The sequence below is a fragment of the Pseudonocardia adelaidensis genome (assembly GCF_039543345.1).
Lineage (GTDB): Bacteria > Actinomycetota > Actinomycetes > Mycobacteriales > Pseudonocardiaceae > Pseudonocardia > Pseudonocardia adelaidensis.
In genome coordinates this window covers 271,682-287,055 of sequence record NZ_BAABJO010000006.1, presented here as the reverse complement: position 1 = coordinate 287,055, position 15,374 = coordinate 271,682, and the positions used below count along the sequence as shown (strand labels likewise).

Sequence of the window (15,374 nt, the reverse complement as noted above, 5' to 3'; positions counted from 1 at the left end):
GCCACCCTGCCCAGGGCGCCCCGGGCGCCTGGCGGGTCGGCTGGGGACGCCTGCGGGACACCGTGCGCGCCTACCTCGGGCTCACGAAGACCCGGATCATCGAGCAGCTGCTCGTGGTCACGGTCCCGGCCATGTTCCTCGCCGAGCGCGGCGTGCCGTCGGTGTGGCTGATCGTCGCCACCCTGCTGGGTGGCGCGATGGCCGCCGCCAGCGCGCACGCGCTGAACTGCGTCGTCGACGCCGACATCGACGCCGTCATGAAGCGCACCAGCCGCAGGCCGCTGGCCAAGGGGCAGGTGCCCACCCGGCACGCGCTGGTGTTCGGGCTGGTGCTGGGCGCGCTCTCCGCGGTGTGGCTGGGGCTCACCACCAACTGGCTCGCCGCCGGGCTCTCGGTGGCGGCCATCGCGTTCTACGTGCTCGTCTACACCCTCCTGCTGAAGCGGCGCACCTCGCAGAACATCGTGTGGGGCGGAGCGGCGGGCTGCATGCCGGTGGTGATCGGCTGGGCCGCGGTCACCGGGTCGGTCGACTGGCCCGCGTTCGTGATGTTCGGTGTGATCTTCTTCTGGACGCCGCCGCACTTCTGGGCGCTCGCCATGCGCTACCGGGACGACTACGCCGCCGCGAAGGTCCCGATGCTGCCGGTCGTGGTCCCGCCGGAGGAGGTGTCGCGGCGCATCGTCATCTACTCGTGGGTGATGGCGGCCTGGTCGCTGCTGCTGCTCCCGAGCACCTCGTGGATCTACGCCGCCGTCGCCGCGCTGGGCGGCACCTGGTTCGTCCTGCAGGCCCACCGCCTGCACCGCGGAGTGCTGGCCGGGGTCGAGACGCGCCCGATGCGGCTGTTCCACCTGTCGAACATCTACCTCTGCTGCCTCTTCGCGGCGATCGCGGTGGACGCGGCGATCGGCCTCCCGGTCCTGTCGCTCTAGGCCCCGCGTCGTGCCCCGAGGGCCGGGGCGAGCTCGGAACCGCGCGTATCAGGGAGCGGGCGGCGCGCTCTTGGGGGCATGTCGAACCCCCGCCACGTCCTCGTGATCGGGGCCGGGATGAGCGGCCTGTGCGCCGCGATGCTCCTGGCCAGGGACGGGCACCGCGTCACCGTCGTGGAGCGCGACCCCGCCGCGCCGCCGCCGCCCGAGGCCGCGTGGCAGCACTGGAACCGGCGCGGGTGCGCCCAGTTCCGGATGCCGCACTACATGCTCCCGAGGTTCCGGCAGCTGCTCGAGGCGGAGCTGCCCGACGTCGCCGCCGCGCTCGTCGCGGCGGGCGCCGCGCGCTACGACGTACTGGCGCAGCTCCCGGATGCAATGCTCGGCGGCCGGCGCGTGGACGACGACCGGTTCGAGGCGCTGACCGCCCGCCGCCCCGTGCTCGAGGCCGTGGTCGCCGGGATCGCGGCGGCCGAGCCGGGGGTGCGCGTCCGCCGGGGCACGGCGGTGCGGGGCCTCCTGACCGGGCAGGCCGATCGCGCGGGTGTGCCGCACGTCGCGGGCGTCGTCACTGGGGAGGGGGAAGAGCTCTCGGCTGACCTCGTCGTCGACGCGGGCGGCCGGCGATCCGCGCTGCCGGGCCTGCTCGCCACGGCCGGGATCAGTGGCGTCGTGGAGGAGCGCGAGGACAGCGGATTCGTGTACTTCGGACGGCACTTCCACAGCCCGGACGGGCTGCCACCCCTGCGCGGTCCGCTGAACCAGCAGTACGACTCGATCGGGCTGCTGACGCTTCCCGCCGACCGCAACACGTGGTCGGTGACGCTGATCGTGAGCTCCCACGACCGGGAACTGCGCGTGCTGCGCGACCCGGACGCCTGGTACGCGGCGGCGCGCAGCTACCCGCTCGGCGCGCACTGGGTCGACGCCGAGCCGATCGACGCCGGGGTCGCCGTCATGGCGGGCATCGAGGACCGCATCCGGTCCTACGTCGCGCCCGGTGGCGGGCCCGTCGTCACCGGGCTGGTGGCGGTCGGCGACGCATGGGCGTGCACGAATCCGACGCTCGGGCGCGGCACGTCGATGGGCCTGTGGCAGGCCGTGCTCCTGCGCGACCTGTTGCGCAGCAGTAGCGGCGGCGCCCCCGCCGACCTCGCCGCGCAGTGGTGGCGATGCACGGCCGACCTGCTCCGACCCTGGTACCGGGCCACCGTCGCGGCCGACCGCGCACGGCTCGCCGAGATCGAGCGCGACCGCGCCGGCCGCCCCGGCCCGCCCGACGACCGGGCCGGCACGCTGGGGAAGGCCCTCGCCGCGGGCGCCGGCCGCGACCCCGACGTGCTGCGCGACCTGCTCGAGATCGCCTCGATGCTCACGCTGCCGTCGGACGTGCTCGGGCGGCCGGGCGCGGTGCAGCGGGCGCTGGCAGCGGGCGCGGGTGCGTCGCAGTACCCGCTGCCCGGCCCCGACCGCGGCGCGCTCCTCGCGAGGGTGGAGCGCGCCGTCGCAGCCTGAGCCGCCTACGCCGCCGGGATCATCCCGTGCGGGTCGAGCACGTACTTGCGCGCGGCGCCCTGGTCGAACTCCTGGTAGCCGCGTGGGGCGTCGTCGAGCGGGATGACGGTGGCGTTGACCGCCTTCGCGATCCGGGCCTTGTCGTGCAGGATGCTCATCATCAGCCCGCGGTTGTACCTGAGCACCGGGCACTGGCCGGTGGTGAAGGCGTGGCTCTTCGCCCAGCCCAGCCCGAGGCGGACCTTGAGCGTGCCCTCCTTGGCATCGGCGTCGGGGGCACCCGGGTCGCCGGTCACGTAGAGGCCCGGGATGCCGAGGCGCCCACCGGCCCGCGTGAGCGACATGATCGAGTTGAGCACGGCGGCCGGCTGCTCGCCCGCCCCCGCCCCGTGCCCGGACGCCTCGAACCCCACGGCGTCGACCGCGCAGTCGACCTCGTTGATGCCGAGGATCTCCGCGATCTGGTCCTCCAGGGTGGCGTCCTGGGTGATGTCCACGGTCTCGCAGCCGAACGAGCGGGCCTGCTCGAGGCGTTGCGGGTTGCGGTCCCCGACGATGACGACGGCGGCGCCGAGCAGCTGCGCCGAGTGGGCCGCGGCGAGCCCGACCGGCCCCGCGCCGGCGACGTAGACGGTGGAGCCGGTGGTGACGCCCGCCGTGTGGGCGCCGTGGTAGCCGGTGGGGAAGATGTCCGACAGCATCGTCAGGTCGAGGATCTTCTCCAGCGCCTGGGCGCGGTCCGGGAACTTCAGGCAGTTGAAGTCGGCGAACGGGACCATCACGTACTCGGCCTGCCCGCCCTCCCAGCCGCCCATGTCGACGTACCCGTACGCCGAACCGGCCCGGCCCGGGTTGACGTTGAGGCAGACGCCCGTCTGCCCCTCCCGGCAGTTGCGACACCGCCCGCACGCGATGTTGAACGGCACCGAGACGATGTCGCCGACGTCGAGGAACTGGACGTCATCGCCCTTCTCGACGATCTCCCCCGTGATCTCGTGGCCGAGGGTCTGCCCGGCGGGCGCGGTGGTCCGGCCGCGCACCATGTGCTGGTCGGAGCCGCAGATGTTCGTGGCGACGTTGCGCAGGATCACCCCGTGCACCGCCTTCTGGGTGAGGCCCTTGGACTTCGAGACGTCGGCGGGCACCTCCAGCTTCGGTGGGTCGTGGTCCTCGACGACGACCCGGCCGGGCTCCTTGTAGACGACGATCTTGTTTCCACTCATGGTGATCCACCTCACTTGTGGTCCGTGTCGGTCCTACCCCCGGCCGGGCGTGTCCACAAGACGGCCATCAGGCCCATCGCGACGACCGGGCCGTGGATGCACGGCCGCCGAATACGCTGTCGAGGCGGTCGGTGGGAACCAGGAGGAGCGGAGGCCGTCGTGGCGGCTGGCAGACCTGTCCGCCGGCGCTCGCCGCGGGCCCGGTGGGTGCGGCGGGCGGCGGCCAGGCTCGTTGCTGCCCTGTCGCTCGCGGCGGCGGGCGGGGCCGTGGCACGCGAGCTCACGCGGCGGGAGCTGCGCGGCTACGCCGCGGAGCAGGCGGCGTTGCGCCGGGTGGCCACGGTGGTGGCGCGGGCGGCGGCGCCCGAGGAGGTGTTCGCGGCGGTGGTCGCGGAGGTCGGGCGGTTGCTCCCCGCCGAGCAGACGCTGCTGAACCGCTACGACACGAGCGGCACCGCAACGGGGGTCGTCGGTGCGTGGGCGCGGCCGGGCGTCATCCTGCCGTTCCCGGTCGGGACGCACTGGCACCTCGGCGGCCGCAACGTCAGCACGCTCGTGATGCAGACCGGGCTGGCCGCCCGGATCGACGACTACCGCGAGGCGGCGGGGGAGGCGGAGGGCGAGGCGGCCACGCTCGCGCGGCGGCGGGGCATCCGGTCGTCGGTCGGGGTCCCGGTCCTCGTCGAGGGCCGGATGTGGGGTCACCTGAGCGTGGTGTCGATGCGCGAGAAGTCGCTCCCGGCGGGTACCGAGGCGCGCCTCGCCGGCTTCAGCGCCCTCGTCGCCACCGCCATCGCCAACGCCCAGGCGCGGCTCGAGCTGCGCGGGTACGCCGCGGAACAGGCGGCGTTGCGCCGCGTGGCCACCCTGGTGGCCGGCGCGGCGGCGCCGCACGAGGTGTTCGCCGCGGTGACCGCGGAGGTCGGGCTCCTGCTCGACGCCGACTACACGGCCATGGAGCGCTACCACCCCGAGGGCGGGGTCACGGTGCTCGGTGCGTGGGCCCGCGAGGGCGAGGTGCCCACGCCGGTCGGGAGCCGGATCGAGATCGGGGACCGCAACGTGACCACCCTGGTGTTCGAGACCGGCAGGCCCGCGCACGTCGACCTGTACGGCGCCGATGCCGGCCGGCTGTCCGAGTCCGCGCTCGTCGCGGGCGTGCGGTCGGCGGTCGGCGCGCCGATCAGCGTGCAGGGCCGGTTGTGGGGGGCGATCGTCGTGGGGTCGCGCCGGCGTGAGCCGCTGCCCGCCGACGCGGAGGCGCGGCTGGCCGGCTTCACCGAGCTCGTCGCGAGCGCGATCGCCAACGCCGAGAGCCAGGAGCAGCTGACGGCCTCGCGGGCCCGGATCGTGGCCGCCGCGGACGAGACCCGGCGTCGCATCGAGCGCGACCTGCACGACGGAGCCCAGCAACGGCTCGTCACGATCGCCATGGAGCTGCGGGCCGCCCAGGCCGCGGTGGCGCCGGGGGCCGCCCCGTTGCGGGCGCAGCTCGACGAGCTGGCCGTCCAGGCGGCCTCCGCCGTGGACGAGCTGCGCGAGCTGGCCAGGGGGATCCACCCCGCCGTGCTCGCCGAAGGCGGCCTGCGGCCTGCGCTCGGTGCGCTCGCCCGTCGGTCGGCCGTGCCGGTCCGGCTCGACGTGCAGGGGGTCGACCGGCTCCCGGAGCAGATCGAGATCGCCGCCTACTACGTGGTCTCCGAGGCGTTGACGAACGCCGCGAAGCACGCCGGTGCGTCCGGCGTCGACGTGTCGGTCGAGCTCGTGGCCGGTGCGCCCGGCACCGCCGTCCGCGTGCGGGTCTGCGACGACGGGCGGGGCGGGGCCGACCTCGCGGGCGGGTCCGGGCTCGTGGGGCTCAAGGACCGCGTCGAGGCGCTGGCCGGGCGGTTCGCGGTGCGGACCGGCCGCGGTTCCGGCACCTGCGTGGAGGTCGAGCTCCCGCTGCAGGTGGCCTAAGGGATCAGGAGGAGCTTCCCGGTGGTGCGCCTGCCCTGCAGGTCCTCGTGGGCGGTGCGCGCCTGGTCGAGCGGGTAGCGGTGACCGATCCGCACGTCGAGCGTGCCGTCGGCCACGGCCGAGTAGACGGCCGCGGCACGGGCGGTGAGCTCCTCGCGGGTGGCGACGAAGTCGAACAGCTTGGGACGCGTGAGGTACACCGAGCCCGCCGCGTTGAGGCGCTGCGGGTCGAGCGGGGGCACGGGCCCGCTGCTGGCGCCGCAGAGCACCAGCAGCCCGCGCCTGCGCAACGCGGCGAGGCTCGCGTCGAAGGTGCTGGCCCCGACGCTGTCGTACGCGACGTGCACCCCGGCCCCGCCGGTGACCTCCCGCACCGCCGCCGCGACGTCGTCCACCTCGGTGTAGCGGATCACCTCGGCGGCCCCCGCACCGCGCGCGAGCTCCTCCTTCTCCGGGGTGGACACCGTGCCGATCACGCGCCCGCCGCGCGCGGTGGCGAGCTGGGTGAGCATCAGGCCGAGGCCGCCCGCGGCCGCGTGCACGAGCACGTCCTCGCCGGGCTGCACCGCGTGGCAGTCGGTGACCAGGCAGTGCGCCGTCATGCCCTGCAGCAGCGCAGCGGCCGCCACCTCGTCGGACAGGGCGTCGGGCACGGGCACGGCCTTGTCGGCGGAGACGGCCGCGAGCTGGGCGTAGCTGCCCAGGTTCTCCGACCACGCCACCCGGTCGCCCACCGCGAACCCGGTGACGGCCTCGCCCACGGCCCGCACCCGGCCCGCTCCCTCCAGCCCGGGGACGTAGGGGAGGGACATCGGGTAGATGCCTTCGCGCTGGTAGGTGTCGATGAAGTTGACGCCGGCCGCCGCCACCTCCACGAGCAGCGTGCCGGGCCCGGCCACCGGGTCGGCCAGCTCCGTCGGTGTCAGGACGTCGGGGCCACCTGCCGAGCTGATCTGGATCGCGCGCACGGCCCGATCATGCCCCCCGGTCGGCGAGCGCGGGCGCGCGGGCCGGGGTGGGCGCCGGGAGGCCCGGCCGCTCGGTGAGGGCGGCCCACAGCGCGGCCGCGGCGACCGTGACGAGCGCGGCGCCGAGCACGTGCAGCGAGACGAGCGCCTCGGGCACGCCGAGCGCGTACTGGACACCGCCCAGGAGCCCCTGCGCGACGACGACTCCCACCAGCACGGCGTAGCGCCGCAGCACCCGGGACGGCGCGGCCACGGCGCGCAGCGCGAAGCCGAGCCCGACGAGCAGCCCGAGGTAGCCGAACAGGAGCTCGGCGTGCAGCTGCGCCACGGTCTCGACGCTCACCTGCAGCCGGGGCGTCTTCGCGTCGCCCGCGTGCGGGCCCGCCGCGGTGACGAACGAGCCCGCGGCCAGCACCGCGGCGAGCACGGCCGTGCTCGTGGCCACCAGCCAGCGGACGGGGCGGGGCACCGGCCTGCGCGGCGGGCCTGCCCCGTCGGATGCGGCCGCCACCAGCTGGACGGCGAGCCAGACGAGGATCAGCGACACGAACAGGTGCACGCTGACGCTCCACCAGACGAGCCCGAGCAGCACCACCCCGCCGCCGATCACCGCCTGGGCGACCACGCCGAGTGGCTGGACGAGCGCGAGCCGGGTGAGCCGGGAGCGGCGCGGCCGGGTGGCGAGCGCCGCGAGCAGGCACGCGCCGGCGACCAGGACGACGACGCCGGTGAGCAGCCGGTTGCCGAACTCGATCCACTGGGTGATCGGCTCCACCTCGGGGTGCGGGGTGGGCACCAGGCTGCCCGGCACGCACTCCGGCCAGGTCGGGCAGCCCAGCCCGGAGCCGGTGACGCGCACGACCGACCCGGTGACCGCGATGCCCGCCTGCGCCACGACTGCAGCGATCGCGAGTGCTCGCATCACCGGCGGCGGGACGGCCGGGAGGCGGTCGAGCAGGGCGGAGCGGGTCATCGACACATCGTAGAAGACCGCGTCGCGGGAGGTTGGGGCGCTCCCGGGCCGGGCACCCGTCGATCGGGGGGCTGACAGGCCGCTCGCAGGGTCCTACCGTCGTTCATGCAGCCCAAGTCAGGGAGGCGCTGATGACCGCCGTCGAGCCGAAACCGATCGCGCCGCAATATCCAGCGCGCCGAACGCCGAAGGGCTCGACGTTCGTCAAGATGCTGCGGACGACGGACCCGAAGGACATCGCGATCCTCTACCTGGTCACGTCGTTCGTGTTCTTCATGGCCGGTGGCGCGATGGCGCTGCTCATGCGGGGCGAGCTGGCCGTGCCGGGACTGCAGTTCCTGTCCACCGAGCAGTACAACCAGCTGTTCACCATGCACGGCACGATCATGCTGCTGCTGTACGCCACGCCGATCCTGTTCGGCTTCGCGAACTACATCGTGCCGCTGCAGATCGGCTCGCCCGACGTCGCCTTCCCGCGGCTGAACGCCTTCTCGTACTGGCTCTTCCTGTTCGGCGGGCTCATTGTCATGTCCGGGTTCCTCACCCCGGGCGGCGCCGCCGACTTCGGCTGGTTCGCCTACGCGCCCCTGCACAGCGCCGAGTACTCGCCGGGGGCCGGCGGCGACCTGTGGATCACCGGCCTGATCCTCGCGGGTCTCGGCACGATCCTCGGCGGCGTCAACTTCACCACCACGATCGTCTGCCTGCGCGCCCCCGGCATGACGATGTTCCGGATGCCGATCTTCTGCTGGAACATCCTGGCGACGGTCATCCTCATTCTGATCGCCTTCCCGGTGCTCACGGCGGGCCTGTTCGGGATGCTGGCCGACCGGCACCTGGGCACCCACGTGTTCGACCCCGCGAACGGCGGCGCGATCCTCTGGCAGCACATCTTCTGGTACTTCGGCCACCCCGAGGTCTACATCGTGGCGCTGCCGTTCTTCGGGATCGTCACCGAGGTGATCCCGGTGTTCAGCCGCAAACCGCTGTTCGGCTACAACGGCATGGTCTTCGCGACGATCACGATCGCCGGGCTGTCCTCGGTGGTCTGGGCGCACCACATGTTCGCCACGGGTGCGGTGCTGCTGGCCTTCTTCTCGCTCACCACCTTCGCGATCGCCGTGCCGACGGGGATCAAGTTCGTGAACTGGATCGGCACGATGTGGCGCGGCCGGATCACCTTCGAGACGCCGATGCTGTTCAGCGTCGGCTTCCTCGCCACGTTCGTGTTCGGCGGCCTCACCGGCATCCTGCTGGCCTCGCCGCCGCTGGACTTCCACGTGTCCGACACGTACTTCGTGGTGGCGCACTTCCACTACGTGCTGTTCGGGACGATCGTGTTCGCCACCTACGCCGGCATCTACTTCTGGTTCCCGAAGATGACCGGCCGGATGATGGACGAGACCCTCGGCAAGGTCCACTTCTGGCTGACCTTCGTCGGGTTCCACCTGACGTTCCTGGTGCAGCACTGGCTGGGCAACGAGGGCATGCCCCGCCGCTACGCCGACTACCTGCCCACCGACGGGTTCACGGTGCTGAACTCGATCTCCTCGATCGGGGCGTTCGTGCTCGGCGCCTCGGTGCTGCCGTTCGTCTGGAACGTCTTCCGCAGCTACCGCTACGGCCGGGTGGTCACGGTGGACGACCCGTGGGGCTTCGGCAACTCCCTCGAATGGGCCACGTCCTGCCCGCCGCCGCGGCACAACTTCACCGAGCTGCCCCGGATCCGGTCGGAGCGCCCGGCGTTCGAGCTGCACTACCCGCACCTGGTGGAGCGCTTCCGGGGGGAGGCGCACATCGGCAGGCGGCATCCGGCGCCGTCCGAACAGCTCGCCCACGGCGTGGGCAGGGAGTCGCACCCCGACGACGACCCCGGGTCCCGCTGACGCCGACGCACTGACGCCGATGGGGCGGGGTCAGCCGCGCAGCGGGTCGAACGGGGCGAGCTCCGGCACCGGCTCCGCGGTCATCACCGCGCGGGCGAGGAGCTTGCCCGTCACCGGCCCGAGCGTGACGCCCCACATGCCGTGCCCGCCCGCCACGTGCACGCCCGGCATCCGGGTGGGCCCGATGAGCGGGAGTCCGTCGGGCGTGAGCGGGCGGGGGCCCACCCACGGGTCGCGGACGTCGGCCAGGTCGACCCCCCGCAGGTACGGCGCCACCGAACGGACGACCGCGGCAACGCGCCTGCCGTCGAACGGGGCGTCGCGGTCCGCGATCTCCATCGTCCCGGCGACGCGGACGCGGTCCGCGAGCGGGGTCAGCGCCACCCGCGCCGCCGGCAGGTAGACCGGCTGGGGCAACGGCCGGTCCAGGCCCGCGCTGAACGAGTAGCCGCGACCGGCCTGCACCGGTAGCCGCACGCCCGCCGTGCGGGCGAGCTCGGGCAGCCACGCCCCGACGGCGAGGACGACCGCGTCGGCGGACTCCGGCGGGTGCGCCCACGTCTCCACCTGCAGCCCGCCGGGGCCGAACCGCACCGCGCGCACCCGCGCGCCCGCCACGATCCGCCCGCCGCGGGCCCGGACGGAGCCGGCCAGCGCGGCGAGGAACCGGCCGGGGTCGACGTGGCGCTGGCCCTCGAGGCGCAGGACCGCCCGGATCCGGTCGGAGAACGGCGGGCCGACGTCGGCCAGTGCGGTCAGGCGGACGTCCTGGCCTGCCGCCCGCACGGCATCGAGCTCGTGGCGAACGCCCGCGTCGTCGCCCTGCTGCGAGAACCCGATGAGGACGGGCGCGTCGTGCGTCGACGCGGCCACGCCGCCGGCCGCGAGCTCGTCGAACGCGGCGAGCGCGCCGCGGTCGAGCGGAGTGAGCGCGGCGAGCCCGCGCCGCCACGCACGCGGCGTGGAGCGGGCCGCGAACCGGAGGAGGAACGCGACCGTCGCGGGGCGCAGCCGGGGGGACAGGTGCAGCGGCGAATCCGGGTCGAGCAGCCCGCGCAGCCCTTCGCGCAGCAGCGCGGGCTCGGGCAGCGGTACCGCCATGGCGGGCGCGAGGTAGCCGGCGTTGCCCCAGGAGGCGCCTGCTCCCACGTCCGAGCGGTCGAGCACCGTCACCTCGGCCCCGTGCTCCTGGAGGAACCACGCCGTCGCGAGGCCGACCATGCCGGCGCCTGCGACCACGACGCGGCGCGGTGGGCGGGGTGACGGGTGCATCTCACTCCTCGTGGGGGTCGTCGGGTGGGGGCTCCGCCGTGGTCGCCGTGAGGCGCAGCTGCAGCCCGACGGCGAGGCGGGCGTCGGGGTCGTCGAGGTCGAGGCCGGTGAGCTCGCGGATCCGGCGGAGCCGGTAGCGCAGGGTGTTCGGGTGGACGTGCAGCCGCGTCGCCGCGCCGACCACGTCGCCGAACGACTCGAGGTACGTGCGCAGGGACTCCAGCAGCGGCGTGTGGTGCTCGGCGTCGTAGCGGGCGACCTCGGCGAGCGGGCCGGTGCGGAAGTAGTCCCGCAGCCGCGCGGGGACCGGGACCTGCGCGAGGACCACCTGGGCCCACACGTCGGTCACGTCGGCGACGCGCCCGCGGTCGGGCGGGACGGCGAGCACGGCGTCGGCGTCGGCCCGGGCGACGGCGAGCCGAGCCGGCCGCCCCACCGGCCGGCTCACCCCGATCGCGATCGGTGGGTCGCGGCGGTCGGCGAGGCGGTGGAGCGTCCGCCGCACGGCTCCGGGGACCCGGAGCGTGCCCGGCGGCAGCGCCAGCACCGCGTAGGCGGTGTCGTCCAGGACGGTCGTCACGGCGCCTGGGCTCACCGTCGCCAGGTGCATCCCGAGCGCGTCCGCCGTGCGCTGCAGGCCCGCCTGCCGGTCGGCCGCGAGGTCCGGGCCGCCGTCGAGCCGGGCCGCCGCCACCACGAAGGGGCCCTCCGGCAGGCCGAGCCGGCGAGCCGTGTCCGCCGCCGTTTCCGCCGCCGGGTCACCCGGCTCCCCGTCGAGCAGGCGGGCGGTCAGCTCGGCCCGCCTCCGGCGGCCCGCGGACTCCACGGCGCGCTCCTCGAGGATGTGCAACGCGGCGGTGCGCGCGGCCGAGACGAGCGTGCGGCTCCGGTCGGCGTCGAGCGGGCCGTCCGTGGTGGCCCAGATGGACCCGAGGATCTCCTCGCCCGCGCGCACGGCCACGGCGGCGCGCGGGTGCAGGCCGGGCACGGGCAGCACGACGTCGATGGGCTCGCCGGAGGAGTAGAGCCGGTCGAACACGCCCGCCGCGGTGAGGCGGTCCCGCCACTCGGCGGGCACCTGGCGGCCCAGGACGGTGGCGACCCGCGCGGCGTCGGCCACGGCCTGGTTGCCGGAGAAGGCGAGCACGCGGGAGGCGCGGTCCTCGATGGTGACGGCCCCGCCGAGCGCGGCGGCGACGGTGTTGGAGAGCGCGAAGAGGTCACCGAGCGGGCGGCCGGGCGGCCGGGCCCCCGCCCGCGCCGGGTCGATCACCGCCCGCAGCAGCAGGACCAGCTGTGACCAGGGCACCGCGGCCGCGACGAGCACCGGCACCCCGGAGGCCGCCACGGCGTCGTCCAGCCCGGCCGGCACCTGGGCCCGCAGCACGAGCCCGGCGGCGCCCGCGCGGCCGAGCGCGGCGAGGAGGGCGGTCGCCTGCTCGGCGTCCGCGACGCCGACGCCGAGCACGAGGGCACCGGGTGGGTGGGCGGCGCTCCCGGGTTCGGCGGGGTCGTGGATGGCGATACCCGTGACGAGGGGGTCGTGTGCGCTGCTGCCCGCGAACGTCAGCAGCGTGCTCCCGACCTCGTCGAGCAGGTGGGAGAGCGGCACGCCGGGAAGTGCTGTCATCCGTCCCTCCTGGCTCGCCCGCCCCGATCGTGGCGGGTGCGGGCGCGCATCGTGGTTGCCGGATCCTCCAGATCCGGGTGCGGTGATTCTCACGGACGGACAAAGCGGTGGGGGGTGGCGCCGCCCGGACAATCGCCGGACACCCCGACCGACCGCGGGAGGAACCGCCGGTGAACCGAGAGATCGACGACGCTGCCGTTCTCCGCACCTCGACGATCACGATCGCGCTCCTCATGGGCGTGTACGTGATCGACTACATCGACCGCGTCATGATCGGGGTGGCGCTGCCGTTCCTCGGCGCGGATCTCGGCCTCGACAAGACCCAGCAGGGCCTGGTCGTATCGGCGTTCGCGATCGCCTACATGGTGTTCCAGGTGCCCGGCGGGCTGCTGGCGGACCGGTTCGGCGCGCGCCCGCTCCTCGTGACCTCGCTCGTGGCCTGGTCGGTGTTCACGGCCGCCACCGGCCTCGCCGGCGGGCTGGTCGCGCTCCTCGCCGTCCGCGCCCTCTTCGGCGTGGCGCAGGCGCTGTTCCCGGGCGCGTCGTTCAAGGCGCTGGCGGAACGGACGCCGCCGGGCATCCGCAACCGCAGCGCCGGGCTCATGCTGGCGTCCAACTCCCTCGGCGCGGGCATCGCGCCGCTGCTGGTGGCGCCGATCATCGTGGCGATCGGCTGGCGGCACGCGTTCTGGGTCGTCGCGCTCGGCGGGGTGGTGCTCGGCCTGCTGATGTGGCGGCTGCTGCCGCCGCCGCTGCCCCGGGAGGTCACCGAGCTCGACGCGGCCGCGGCGGGGGCGGCACCCCGCGTGGGGCCGGGGCAGGTGCTGCGCAGCGGCGCGGTGTGGCGGTACGCGGCGCTCTTCGCGTGCTTCAACATGCTCAACTACGGCATGATCACGTGGGTCCCGAGCTACCTGTACGAGGCGCGGGGCCTCTCGCTCGTGGCGGCCGGGCTGTCGTCCGCGGTGCCCCTGCTGATCACGGCGGTGAGCGCCGTCGTGGGCGGCTGGTTGATGAGCCGCTGGTTCGACGACCGGGCCCGCCTGCTCGTCGTCCCGGTGCTCGCCGTGTCGGCCGTGTTGCTGGTCCTCATGCTGCGGGCGGAGAGCACCACCGCGTTCACCGTCTTCCAGTCGCTCGCCATGGCGTTCAGCGGGCTCGCGACGATCGGCATCCTCGGCATGCCGATCCGGGCCCTTCCCCGGGAGCTGATCGGGTCGGGCATGGGGCTGGTGAACACCGGCGGACAGGTCGCCGGGGTGCTCGCGCCGCTGGTGATGGGCTGGCTCGCCGAGGAGTTCGACTTCGGCGCGGCGTTCGGGTTCCTCGTCGCCACCACGGTGGCGGCAGCCCTGATCGCGCTCGTGACCTCGTCGCGCCCCGCCGACCTGCGGCTGGGCACCCCTACCGCGGAGGTGGCCTCGTGATGACCCACGACCTGGTGCTGCGTGGCGGCCGGGTGATCGACCCGGAGTCGGGCACGGACGCCGTGCGCGACGTGGCGATCGACCGGACGGCCGACGGCGCCACCGTCGCCGCCGTGAGCGCCGACGAGCTGGACGGGCGGGAGGTCCTCGACGTCCGCGGGCTGGTCGTCGCGCCGGGGTTCATCGACCTGCACAGCCATTGCGACGACATCCCCGGCCAGCGCCTGCAGGTGCTCGACGGGGTGACCACCGCCTTCGAGCTGGAGGCGGGCGTGCACCCGGTCGGGGCCGCGTACGCCCGCGCAGCCGCCGAGGGCCGCCCGATCAACTACGGGTTCTCCACCTGCTGGGCCGCCGCCCGCCTGAACGTGCTCGCCGGCGTACCGACCACCGGCTCGGCGCACGACGTGATCGGGAACATGGGCGTGCCGGAGTGGCAGCGGGAGGCGAGCCGGGAGCAGGTCGAGCGGATGCTGGCGCTGCTGGAAGCGGACCTCGCCGAGGGCGCGCTCGGCATCGGGATCCTCGTCGGGTACGCGCCGCGGGTGGCGCCCGACGAGTACGTCGCCGTCGCGGGCCTCGCCGCCCGGCACGGGATGCCGACCTACACGCATGCCCGCGAGCTCGTGGAGCAGGACCCGGACACGCCGATCGACGGCGCCGAGGAGATCGTGCGCGCGGCGGGGGAGACCGGCGCCCACATGCACTACTGCCACGTCAACAGCACGTCGCTGCGGCACGTCGACCGCGTGCACGCGCTGGTGGAGCGCGCCAGGGCGAACGGGGCGACGATCACGACGGAGGCCTACCCGTACGGCACCGGCATGACGGGCATCGGCGCGGCGTTCCTCGCGCCCGAGCTGCTGCACCGGCGCGACATCGGCCCGTCGGCGATCCAGCACCTCGCCACCGGGCGGCGCATGGCCGACGAGGCCGAGCTGCGGCGCATGCGCAGCACGAACGAGGGCGACTGGGTGCTGGTGCACCTGCTCGACGAGTCCGACCCGTCGGCCCGTGCGGTGCTGCAGCGCGCACTCGTCTTCCCGGACACCGCCGTGGCCAGCGACGCCGCATCGCCGATCTGGCGCACCACCCCGTTCGACCCGATGCGCTGGCCGCTGCCCCCGGACGCCGTGACCCACCCCCGCACGGCCGGGACGTTCGCGCGCACGCTGCGCGTGCTCGTGCGGGAGACCGGTGCGCTGAGCCTGCCGGAGGCGGTGCGCCGCGCGAGCCTGGTGCCGGCGCAGATCGTGGCGGCCGTCGCGCCCGCGATGGCCCGCAAGGGCCGGCTCCGCCCCGGGGCCGACGCCGACGTCGTGGTGTTCGACCCGGACACGGTGGCCGACCAGGCCACCTACACCGACACCACCCGCCCGAGCACCGGGTTCCGGCACGTCCTGGTCAACGGGCGGACGGTCGTGCGGGACGGCGAGCTCGACGTGACGGCCCTACCGGGCCGCCCGGTGCGGGGTGGAGGTTCCTGAACCCACCGGTGCGCCCTCGGGCCGGCCTCGCCCGTGTTCGAGCCGAAGCAACGATCATGACGGCGACGACTCGTACCCCTCGACGTCCGGCCTCTGGTC

Annotated in this window: 11 protein-coding genes; 6 read left to right on the top strand and 5 right to left on the bottom strand. The window is 74.6% G+C overall.

The genetic code is table 11. The features are described 5' to 3' along the window. The first annotated feature begins 50 nt into the window (after positions 1-50). Together ABEA81_RS10485 and ABEA81_RS10480 are read left to right on the top strand one after the other, a co-directional pair. Positions 51-935: a heme o synthase gene (locus ABEA81_RS10485; protein WP_345604769.1), complete on the top strand. Its 885-nt coding sequence runs from the start codon at positions 51-53 to the stop codon at positions 933-935. A gap of 78 nt (positions 936-1,013) precedes the next feature. Next, complete coding sequence (locus ABEA81_RS10480; RefSeq protein WP_345604729.1) at positions 1,014-2,450, top strand: NAD(P)/FAD-dependent oxidoreductase; 1,437 nt, start codon at positions 1,014-1,016, stop codon at positions 2,448-2,450. A 5-nt stretch (positions 2,451-2,455) separates the two neighbouring features. Here ABEA81_RS10480 and fdhA read toward each other — a convergent pair whose 3' ends face one another. Continuing rightward, a complete protein-coding gene (fdhA, locus tag ABEA81_RS10475; protein WP_345604728.1) occupies positions 2,456-3,673 on the bottom strand; it encodes a formaldehyde dehydrogenase, glutathione-independent in 1,218 nt (405 codons plus the stop codon). 159 nt (positions 3,674-3,832) lie between these two features. Here fdhA and ABEA81_RS10470 point away from each other — a divergent pair, with 159 nt between their 5' ends. Continuing rightward, a complete protein-coding gene (locus ABEA81_RS10470; RefSeq protein ID WP_345604727.1) occupies positions 3,833-5,632 on the top strand; it encodes a GAF domain-containing sensor histidine kinase in 1,800 nt (599 codons plus the stop codon). On the opposite strand, the gene ABEA81_RS10465 is transcribed toward ABEA81_RS10470, so the two are convergent. Together ABEA81_RS10465 and ABEA81_RS10460 are read right to left on the bottom strand one after the other, a co-directional pair. Further along, positions 5,629-6,600 carry a quinone oxidoreductase family protein gene (locus ABEA81_RS10465; protein ID WP_345604726.1) on the bottom strand — a complete coding sequence of 324 codons (972 nt, stop codon included), beginning with the start codon at positions 6,598-6,600 and terminating at the stop codon, positions 5,629-5,631. The two genes, ABEA81_RS10470 and ABEA81_RS10465, sit on opposite strands and share 4 nt — an antisense overlap. A 7-nt stretch (positions 6,601-6,607) precedes the next feature. After that, entirely contained in the window at positions 6,608-7,573 is a 966-nt protein-coding gene (locus ABEA81_RS10460) for a COX15/CtaA family protein (protein WP_345604725.1), read from the bottom strand. Between the two features lie 131 nt (positions 7,574-7,704). Between ABEA81_RS10460 and ctaD the strand changes: the two genes are divergently transcribed. Beyond that, on the top strand, positions 7,705-9,459 hold the full coding sequence (ctaD, locus tag ABEA81_RS10455) for an aa3-type cytochrome oxidase subunit I (RefSeq protein ID WP_345604724.1): 1,755 nt from the start codon (positions 7,705-7,707) through the stop codon (positions 9,457-9,459). 30 nt (positions 9,460-9,489) lie between these two features. Here ctaD and ABEA81_RS10450 read toward each other — a convergent pair whose 3' ends face one another. Both ABEA81_RS10450 and ABEA81_RS10445 read right to left on the bottom strand, forming a co-directional pair. Beyond that, a complete protein-coding gene (locus ABEA81_RS10450; protein WP_345604723.1) occupies positions 9,490-10,731 on the bottom strand; it encodes an NAD(P)/FAD-dependent oxidoreductase in 1,242 nt (413 codons plus the stop codon). A gap of 1 nt (position 10,732) precedes the next feature. Continuing rightward, the gene (locus ABEA81_RS10445) at positions 10,733-12,361 is read right to left on the bottom strand and encodes a PucR family transcriptional regulator (RefSeq protein ID WP_345604722.1); all 1,629 of its coding nucleotides are present in this window, start codon (positions 12,359-12,361) and stop codon (positions 10,733-10,735) included. Positions 12,362-12,531: 170 nt separating this feature from the next. On the opposite strand from ABEA81_RS10445, the gene ABEA81_RS10440 reads away from it, so the two are divergent. Next, entirely contained in the window at positions 12,532-13,788 is a 1,257-nt protein-coding gene (locus tag ABEA81_RS10440; RefSeq protein ID WP_345604721.1) for an MFS transporter, read from the top strand. Continuing rightward, positions 13,788-15,275: an amidohydrolase family protein gene (locus ABEA81_RS10435; protein WP_345604720.1), complete on the top strand. Its 1,488-nt coding sequence runs from the start codon at positions 13,788-13,790 to the stop codon at positions 15,273-15,275. Before ABEA81_RS10440 ends, ABEA81_RS10435 begins: the two co-directional genes overlap by 1 nt. The last annotated feature ends 99 nt before the right edge of the window (positions 15,276-15,374 follow it).

What these genes read in the sequence shown, in the direction of transcription:
- ABEA81_RS10480 (WP_345604729.1), top strand. Translation starts at nt 1,014, where the DNA reads ATGTCGAACCCCCGCCACGTCCTCGTGATCGGGGCCGGGATGAGCGGC.
- fdhA (WP_345604728.1), bottom strand. Translation starts at nt 3,673, where the DNA reads ATGAGTGGAAACAAGATCGTCGTCTACAAGGAGCCCGGCCGGGTCGTC.
- ABEA81_RS10460 (WP_345604725.1), bottom strand. Translation starts at nt 7,573, where the DNA reads ATGACCCGCTCCGCCCTGCTCGACCGCCTCCCGGCCGTCCCGCCGCCG.
- ctaD (WP_345604724.1), top strand. Translation starts at nt 7,705, where the DNA reads ATGACCGCCGTCGAGCCGAAACCGATCGCGCCGCAATATCCAGCGCGC.
- ABEA81_RS10450 (WP_345604723.1), bottom strand. Translation starts at nt 10,731, where the DNA reads ATGCACCCGTCACCCCGCCCACCGCGCCGCGTCGTGGTCGCAGGCGCC.
- ABEA81_RS10445 (WP_345604722.1), bottom strand. Translation starts at nt 12,361, where the DNA reads ATGACAGCACTTCCCGGCGTGCCGCTCTCCCACCTGCTCGACGAGGTC.
- ABEA81_RS10435 (WP_345604720.1), top strand. Translation starts at nt 13,788, where the DNA reads ATGACCCACGACCTGGTGCTGCGTGGCGGCCGGGTGATCGACCCGGAG.